At 74.3% G+C, this 4,908-nt stretch carries 6 protein-coding genes; 5 read left to right on the top strand and 1 reads right to left on the bottom strand.

Translation table 11 applies throughout. The features are described from left to right. Positions 1-930, bottom strand: a 930-nt coding sequence (locus CCN44_RS32410; RefSeq protein WP_244204002.1) for a PP2C family protein-serine/threonine phosphatase, incomplete at its 3' end; no start/stop codon positions are given. A gap of 195 nt (positions 931-1,125) precedes the next feature. Here CCN44_RS32410 and CCN44_RS32405 point away from each other — a divergent pair. The 5 genes from CCN44_RS32405 to CCN44_RS32385 all read left to right on the top strand — a co-directional run. Next, complete coding sequence (locus CCN44_RS32405; RefSeq protein ID WP_189397132.1) at positions 1,126-1,647, top strand: hypothetical protein; 522 nt, start codon at positions 1,126-1,128, stop codon at positions 1,645-1,647. 199 nt (positions 1,648-1,846) lie between these two features. Next, positions 1,847-2,785 carry a hypothetical protein gene (locus tag CCN44_RS32400; RefSeq protein ID WP_086701706.1) on the top strand — a complete coding sequence of 313 codons (939 nt, stop codon included), beginning with the start codon at positions 1,847-1,849 and terminating at the stop codon, positions 2,783-2,785. A gap of 237 nt (positions 2,786-3,022) precedes the next feature. After that, entirely contained in the window at positions 3,023-3,553 is a 531-nt protein-coding gene (locus CCN44_RS32395) for a toxin-antitoxin system HicB family antitoxin (RefSeq protein ID WP_059250131.1), read from the top strand. 112 nt (positions 3,554-3,665) lie between these two features. Beyond that, complete coding sequence (locus tag CCN44_RS32390) at positions 3,666-4,508, top strand: DUF4097 family beta strand repeat-containing protein (RefSeq protein WP_086701703.1); 843 nt, start codon at positions 3,666-3,668, stop codon at positions 4,506-4,508. A 96-nt stretch (positions 4,509-4,604) separates the two neighbouring features. Next, positions 4,605-4,908: ATP-binding cassette domain-containing protein (locus CCN44_RS32385; protein WP_143650095.1), on the top strand; the 304-nt coding region annotated here is incomplete at its 3' end.

The raw sequence follows: 4,908 nt of genomic DNA, 5'->3' as shown, positions 1-4,908 counted from the left end.
CTCGGTCACCCCGTCGGTGACCAGCAGCAGCGTCTCGTCGGCGGCCAACGGCAGCCGGTGCACGGGCGGCAGGCCGCCCGCCAGGTCACCGAGACCGAGCGGCGCCCCGTCCCCGCTGGGCAGTTCGCGGACCCCGCGCGGGCCGACGGCGAGCGGCGGCTCGTGACCGAAGTTGGTGACGTCGATCGCCTCCGGGGAGTCCTCGGGGAAGGCGATGAGGACGGCGGTGGCGAACCGGTCGCCGTCGGCCCGGCCGAGCGCCGCGGTGTGCGAGCGGTGCCGCAGCATCCGGATCTCCAGCCGCTCGGCGACGGTCGTGAGGTCCTTCTCGTGGTACCCGGCCTCGCGGAAGGTGCCGAGCAGCGCGGCGGCGGCCTCCACCGCGCCGAGCCCCTTGCCCTGCACGTCGCCGACGAGCACCCGGGTGCCGTGCGGGCTGGGCTGGATGTCGTAGAAGTCGCCGCCCACCCGGGCGTCGACGTCGGCGGCCAGGTACACGCCCGCGTGCTCCAGACCGGCCCAGCGCGGCGGCAGCGGGCGCAGCACGGTGCGCCGGGTGGTCTCGGCGATGTCCCGGATGTGCCCGACCTGCCGTTCCTGGCGCATCCGCACGACCGCGGCCAGGGTGGCGAGCGCGCCGCCGAGGGCGACCAGGAGGAAGTCGCCGAACCCGGCCTGGTACTGGTCGGGCCAGGCGTTGTCCACGACGACGTACGTCACGAGCGACAGCAGGCTGTACGCGGCTGTCGTCCACACCCCGCAGATCGCGGCGGCGATGCCCGGGACCAGGACGATCCAGGTGATGATCCGGAAGTGCGCCCCGGTGTTGAAGTCCAGCAGGATCACGCCGGCGAGCAGCAGCAGGGGCGGCAGCCACGCGATGCTCCGCCCGCGGACCCGCAGCAGCGGGCGGCGCCGGCCGAACTCCATCTCCGTCACGGCGGGCAGCCCTCCATGTCCCTCAGCGAATCACGGGAGAGAACCCGTCGCAATCACGGGAGAGAACCGCACGCATCCCGGGGAGAACCGCACGCATCCGGGCACTCGTCACCCTCCCGGCCGAGTTGCCGGGCCAGGGCCCCCGGTGTGCCCTGGAAGCGGGGACGAGGAGAGAGGAGTGCCTTCATGGCTCACGCGGCACCCACGCCCGGCGGACTGTCCCGGCCCGGCCGCACGCCCGAGGTGGAGGGCCGGTCGACCGACGTGGTCCGGCGGCCCCCCGACGTCTTCGACGCACGCACCCACCGGATCGCCCGGGTGGCCGTCCCGGTCGTGCTGGGTCTGATCTACGGCTACTGGGTCGCGGCCAACAACCGCGCCGGCGGTGAGATCACCGGCGGGAACCTGCTCCTCGGCTTCGTCAGCGCCCTGGTGTTCGCGGTGCTGTGCGCGGCCCTGCTGATGCTGGGCCCGCGGATGCCCCGGGAACTGCACGCGCTGCTGTGGACGGCGTTCGTCGGCTGTGCGTTCGGCTTCCTGTACACCCAGAGCGGCAGCTTCTTCGCCACCCAGGGCGCCGGCCAGGGCCGCCACGACGACGTGGTGCGGTCGGTGCTGATGTCCCTGGCGGCGTCGGCGGTCACCTTCGCCGTGTTCTTCTACCGCTACTACACGCGGGAGGACGCGCAAGGGCGCCGGATCCGCTGAGCGGGTGCGCCCGCCCGCGACGCGCGGGGGCCCCGGCCGCTGGCCGGGGCCCCCGCGCTCCCCTGTTCCCTGCTTCCACGGGTCACTTCTTTCTCCTGAGCACCAGGAAACACCCGTTCGGGTGATCCCTCCACCGGAGAGCCGCCCGAACGCAGTCCTCCGGGTCGCGCCCCGGCCCCCCAGGCCCTTGCCTGGAAGCGTGCCCCCACCCCTCAGGAGCGCCCTGTCGGCCGTACTGATCGCCCTGTCCTGCCTGCTCGTGCCGTTCGGCACGCTGGCGGGCTGGGCGGCGTACGGGCTCGCCGACACGGGCCGGTACGTCACCACGATGGCGCCGCTCGCCGCCGACCCGGCCGTGCGGGAGGCCGTCGTGGACACCGTCGGCGACGACATCCTGCGCGCGGTGGACCAGCATCTGGACGTCCGCCCGGTCCGCGGCTCGGTGCGCCCGTTCGTGCACGACGCGGTGCGCTCCTTCACCCACACCCGGGCCTTCCGGATGGCCTGGGACACCGGCAACCGGGTCGCTCACGACGCCGTCCTGCACGCCCTGCGCGCGGAGGACGAGCGCCCCGTCACCGTCGACCTGGCCCCTGTCACCGCCCAGGTCAAACGCCAGCTCATCCGTGATCACGTGCCGTTCGCCGCGCGGATCCCGGTGGAGCACACCGAGGTCGCCGTGCTCCCGGCGGACCGGCTGACCACGCTCCGGAAGGGGTACCACGTGCTCGAAGTCGCCGGATTCTGGCTGCCGGTGGCGGCCGTCGCCTTCGCCGTCGGCGGGATCGCGCTCGCCGTGCGGCGGCGCCGCGCGGTCGCCGCCACCGCCCTGGGCACGGCCCTGGGCGGCGCCCTGCTCGTCCTCGCCCTCGCCGTCGGCCGTGACCTGACCCTGGGTGACCTGCCGGCCGGCGTGTCCCACCCGGCCGCGGGCGCCGTCTACGACGCTCTGACCGGCACCCTGCGCACGGCCGCCTGGCTGCTGCTCGGCCTCGGCCTGGCGGTGGCCCTCACCGCCTGGCTCACCCGCTCTCTGCGCCTGCCCCGACCCGCCCGCCGCCGAGGCGCTGCCGCACCGGAACCGGTCCCCGCGCCGTCCCCCGCACCGGCACCCGCACCGACGCGGGCCCGCGCCTGAGCCCGCGTGCGGGCCGGACGGCCGGCGGTATCCCCAGCCTGTGGACAGAGCCGCCCGATGGCGCGCGCACTCCCGTGGCACCACCTCATGGCACCACGTAACACCAGGCGGCACCATCTGGTACCACATGACACCACACCACGTTTCCGCAGCTCGCAAGGGCTTCCAAGGAGAGCAGCCGCCAGGATGCGCCACATGGGCTTGCAGATGGCACCACAGTGATGCCATGATGGCGTCATGGACCTCACCCCGTATGTCGACACCCTCCGCCGCGAACTGGCGGTGGCCGCCGAAGCCGGCGGGGAAGACGCCCGCGAGCTGGCCGAGCGGCTCACCGCTCCGCTGGAGTCGGCGACCCGGCTGACGCTGCTCAACGTGCTCTCCGCCGCGATGGACGAGATCACCCGCGAACTCGCCCCCGGCTCGGTCGACGTACGGCTGCGCGGGCTCGACCCCGACTTCGTGGTGACACCGCCGCCCGCCGACCCCGGCGGCCTCGCCGGGCCGGCCGCGCCCGCGGAGCCGTTCCAGCCCCCGGCGCCGGCCCCGGCCCCGGCCGAGGGCGAGGAGGGGGGCACCGCCCGCGTCAACCTGCGGCTGCCGGCCCACCTGAAGGCCCGCGCCGAGGAGGCCGCGGCCCGCGAGGGCCTGTCGGTCAACGCCTGGCTGGTGCGCGCCGTGGCGGCGGCGGTCGACGGCGGCACCCGGCCGCGTACCACCGAGAAGACCCGGACGGTCGGGCAGAGCTTCACGGGCTGGGTGCGCTGACCGGGCCCGCCCGCACCACCGCACGAGCACCACTCACCGCACCCGCACCACCTCACCCACACCACGTCCCACCAGCGGGGACGCCCCACAGACTCAAGAGGACGGGACAGCCATGCCTTCTTTCGACACCCCCGAAGCGATCTCGGTGACCGCGCGTGTGGACGCCGGTTCCGTCCAGTTCACCGCAGGCGGCCGGGCCGACACGGTGGTCGAGGTACGGCCCCGCGACCCGAAGAAGGACCTGGACGTGCGGACGGCCGAGCAGACCGAGGTGTCGTACGCGAACGGCGTGCTGGCCGTCAGGACGCCCAAGCCCAACCTGTTCGGCCGCACCGGCGTCGTGGACGTGACCGTCGAGCTGCCGGCGGACTCGCGCATCGACATGACCGGCGCCTGGACCCAGGTGCTGGGCGAGGGCCGGCTCGGCGAGGTCCGCGTGAAGACCTCCTCCGGTGACGTCCGCCTCGACGAGACCGGCCCGCTGCGGCTGACCGCCTCGCACGGCTCGATCACCGTGGACCGGGTCGAGGGCGCGGCCGAGATCACCACCAGCTCCGGCAGCCTGCGCGTCGGCCTCGTGGACGGCCCCGCCGTCCTGAAGAACTCGCACGGCACCACGACCGTCGGCGCCGCGACCGGCGAGCTGCGGGTGAGCGGGGCCAACGGCGACATCGAGATCCGGCGCGCCGAGGACTCGGTGACCGCCACCACCGCCCACGGCACCCTGCGCGTCGGCGATGTGGCCCGCGGCACCGTCCAGTTGGAGACGTCCTACGGCGCCATCGAGGTCGGCGTCCGCGAGGGCACGGCCGCCTGGCTCGACGTCAGCTCGGGCTCCGGGCAGGTCCGCAACGGGCTCACCGCGTCCGACGCCCCGGAGGAGACCGAGGACACGGTCAAGGTCCGCGCCCGCACCCGGTACGGCAACATCGACGTCCGCCGCGCCCGCGCCTGACCGCCCGCGCCCCTCTCCCTCTCCCCCTTCCTCCTCCCTCTCCCCCCTCTCACCCACTCCAGCCTTCGAACGGGAGGGCCCATGCCTTCTTCTGTCATGCCCACGCCACGACAGGCCGGTACGCCGGCGCCCGCCGCCGTCTCCGCCATCGGCCTGCGCAAGGCGTACGGCGACAAGACCGTCCTCGACGGCATCGACCTGTACATCCCCGCCGGTTCCGTGTTCGCGCTGCTCGGGCCCAACGGCGCCGGCAAGACCACCACTGTGCAGATCCTGTCCACGCTCATCGCAGCCGACGGCGGACAGGCCCAGGTCGCCGGCCACGACGTCGCCGCCGCGCCGGACAGGGTGCGCTCGGCGATCGGCGTCACCGGGCAGTTCGCCGCGCTGGACGACCTGC

Source organism: Streptomyces tricolor (assembly GCF_002155905.1).
Lineage (GTDB): Bacteria > Actinomycetota > Actinomycetes > Streptomycetales > Streptomycetaceae > Streptomyces > Streptomyces tricolor.
Note: the sequence above shows the minus strand (reverse complement) of the source record. Positions and strands in the feature narration are given on the sequence as shown.